This is a genomic window from uncultured Clostridium sp. (genome assembly GCF_934754915.1).
GTDB lineage: Bacteria > Bacillota > Clostridia > Clostridiales > Clostridiaceae > Clostridium.
Window position 1 is genome coordinate 1 of sequence record NZ_CAKVKB010000243.1, and the last position, 3,505, is coordinate 3,505.

The following is a 3,505-nucleotide window of genomic DNA, read 5'->3' on the forward strand; positions in this document are numbered from 1 at the left end:
CAGGTGAATCTGGAATATAAACAAGAGAAAAAAATAATTTTTAAACTCCATTTGCACTCCATTTGGTCTTTTCGACATCCCGCAAAGCCTTTATTTATGGGCTTTTTCGCAATTTAGTCCGCTACTCAAACTCTTGGGCTGAGAGATTTATCTGGTTGATTTCTGATACATATTTGTGTATTTCATTTTTCATATTTATCATATTTTGCCTTTTTGTGTACCTTGTTCAAAATTTTTAGAGCCAAAATGGAGCCACTCTTATAACTATAACCTAATACTTTATTGCTCTAATCATATCATGCAACGAGTCATATCCGTATTCCTTTATTACTTTCTTCATATTTTCCGAATAACACTTCTCATATTCTTTTCCTTCAACAGACAATATAAATGATTCATTTCCTTTAATACTCAATGCCTTCTCTCTGTCTTTTATTCGTTGCATATAATAACTCATCACATCATTATACAGCCTATCTTTTCGTTTTCTTCCAACTGTTAATTTTCGATAATTATCATTTTCCACAATAACATTAATACCCGTTATTCGCACATGACCACCTTTGCGTATATCATAAACTCTTTCTTTATTCTCATTGCTTTTTAAATGCACTTGTTTTAAACATCTAATTACACACTCTTTAATATTCACATTTATATCTGGATCAATCTTCTCCGCTTTAAAAGAAATAACAATATCATCCGCATATCGTGTATATATAATATTATCTAAACCCATTTTTTTTAATTTTCCATAAATAATATTATCAAATTCCTTCATATAAATATTTGATAATATTGGAGATGTTACTAAACCAAGTGGCAATCCCTTATCATTCACAGAACATAATTCTACTAGTTTGCTACAACTATTAATGCTTGCATTCCCATTATTATTTAATTCTTTATATAATCTCTGAATTAAATAATTATGGCTTATGCTTGGAAAGAAATCCTTTACATCAAAAAACAAAAAAATATCATTATACATATGCGCCTTAGCATTTTTTACTATAGATGAATGTTCTATATAAGCTTTGGCAAATATTGAATCAGAACATTCTTGTTTCAGTAGAGATACTATTCTCTCATGTTTTTCCCTTAAAAGATTTTCTCCATCAACATAAGTTACTATTTTTCTATATTTTTTTTTAGTTTTTATATACTTTTCTTCAAGAAATAATTCTTTATTCATTTAAAAACTCCAGTATCTCATTATCCTCTTCACTTACAATATCATCCAACTCAGATAAAAAAATTCCCAAATTATTTTTCAAACCAATTTTATATAATTCTTTTTCTTTTAATATTGAAATTAATTCCAATGCTTGTAGCATATATAAACTATATGCAATTACATCTCTAAGTTCTACATTTATTTCTTTTACAGAGACCAAAATAGTGTTTGTCTCTGATTTTAGTTTTTCCTGTATGGTGTGATGTAAAATATTTTTATACTGACCACAAACAAAATCTATATGTTCATACAATCTCTTTTTCTTTCTTAATTGTTTACGAATATCGTTTATTGACAACAATCCCATTACTTGATATAAAATAACTTGTCCTGATACATAAACTTGCAACTCATTACCATTTTTTGAATAAGAAATGACGCCCACACTATTATTGATTTTTCCAAATTTCATTTTTTCGAAACGAATATCCAGCTCTAATTTGCAATAATCAATAAAACTGCAAATTTTATCTCCAAGTATAGGTGTTATAGTATTGTTTACAAAATTAGTTCTTTTTTCTACATGTTTTTCAGATATTTCAAAAGAATATACTTCAGGATAGTACACTATTCTACGTATTTTAGAATCCGTACTAAAAAAAGCCAACTCTAGAAAAGCACTTATTTTTCTTTCCTCAATACCCGTACTATCTGGCTCTAATACACACATTTTATCTTTTAACATCTCATTTGAAGCAAAGGCTGCCAACTCTGCCCCTGTTGATATACTATCATGAATAATAATTATTCCATTGGCAAACGCTGCACTCAATGTTTCTATGTCATTCAGATTTTTCAAAAAAATATCATCATAGCTCAAATATCCCTCTCTTTTTCCAAAGACAAAATGTTCCTCCAGAATAAGAACATTTTTTCTAGGATAATGTTCTTCTATATATTTCTTTAGAACATTTCTCTTATCATATACAGACTCTTTTTTATATTTAGTTCCACACAGAAATATAATTCCTTTATCATCATCAATTGTAATTTCATTAAATTTATACATAGTTTTCTCCACAAAAAAAAGAATCCTACTTAAATTTGTTAAATTTTTTCTGAGTCAATTTCATTGGTTGTTTGCGTTCTGACCTGAGCGTAGTAGCGAAGGTCATGGTTGTGAACAACCAATGAAATTGAAATCTAAAATATGACGGTAGTCATACAAATTTAACTAATTTCTAAATACATCTACCTTAAAATGTTAAGGTGGCATTTATGCCTACTAGGATTCCAATTTCATATTATCACAACAGGACAATTTTTTCAAAACCATTTTTATCAAAATTTTTATCATATTTCTTTACTTTCATTTTATTCTCTAACAAATCCTCTTTTTTAAAAATCGGATAAAGAATATCATCTAAATACTTTTTTGCCTGAGCATTATTTAGTCGATAATATTTAATTAATGTTATATATTTAATAAGCGTATTATCAATTAGTAACATTTTTCGTTCTCTTTCTAAATATTTTTGTCCAACAATATCTTTAAATAAGACCATGTTAAGTAAAAACAAAAAATCACCAAAACATATTTGAAAGTCTGAATCTAAACATACCTTCATGTCCAAATCAAAATCTTCGTAATTAATCCCTTTTCCTATATATCTTTCTTCTTGAACTTCAAATTCAAACTCTGTCCATATCCCATCATAACACTCTTTCAATCTATCCAATATTTTTAAAACTAATTTTTCATCAAAACCACATACTATATTAATTATATCATAATCAGTTAAATCTACCCATACCGCATTATGATTTATAAGCAATCTGGATTTTCCAGACTTAGCTATATAAAACACTTCATTTGTGGAAATCGTAATTGACTTTAATGGTAAATAATGAATATAATATTTATTCTTTATTTTATTCTTCATACGGTATGCTTTATGTAGTTCATCGATATATTCTAAAAAATCTTCTGCCATCTTATATCTCTTTCAAATTTATTATGATTATATATTTTAAAGTATATAACGTCTTTAGCGATTTCGCAATCATCTTTGAATTATTATTTCCAAGCTATACTCTAACTCTCATACCTAAAAAACTCCCTAGCCATCATCTCCGCAGTAGCCCGGTTATACCCCTTTTTCAGATACCCCTGCACAATCGTCCCAAACATCCCCTTAACCATCTCATCCTCAATATCACAATATGCCTGTATTTCCCCAGACAAGGCCATTTGGTGCTAGAATATAAATAGTACAAGCCAAAATGAGAAATTCCAAATACACATAAGCATGATACAATAGAGGCATG

General features: G+C 28.2%; 3 protein-coding genes. All 3 read right to left on the bottom strand.

Annotation, left to right across the window (positions count from 1 at the left end; all coding sequences use genetic code 11):
* Positions 1-271: 271 nt before the first annotated feature.
* Positions 272-1,195: a reverse transcriptase domain-containing protein gene (locus tag Q0F58_RS18210; RefSeq protein WP_294379292.1), complete on the bottom strand. Its 924-nt coding sequence runs from the start codon at positions 1,193-1,195 to the stop codon at positions 272-274.
* Positions 1,188-2,246, bottom strand: coding sequence for a hypothetical protein (locus tag Q0F58_RS18215; protein WP_294379293.1), 1,059 nt, complete (start codon positions 2,244-2,246; stop codon positions 1,188-1,190). The genes Q0F58_RS18210 and Q0F58_RS18215 overlap by 8 nt, the downstream gene beginning before the upstream one ends.
* Positions 2,247-2,484: 238 nt before the next feature.
* The gene (locus Q0F58_RS18220) at positions 2,485-3,171 is read right to left on the bottom strand and encodes a hypothetical protein (RefSeq protein WP_294379295.1); all 687 of its coding nucleotides are present in this window, start codon (positions 3,169-3,171) and stop codon (positions 2,485-2,487) included.
* Positions 3,172-3,505: the final 334 nt, after the last annotated feature.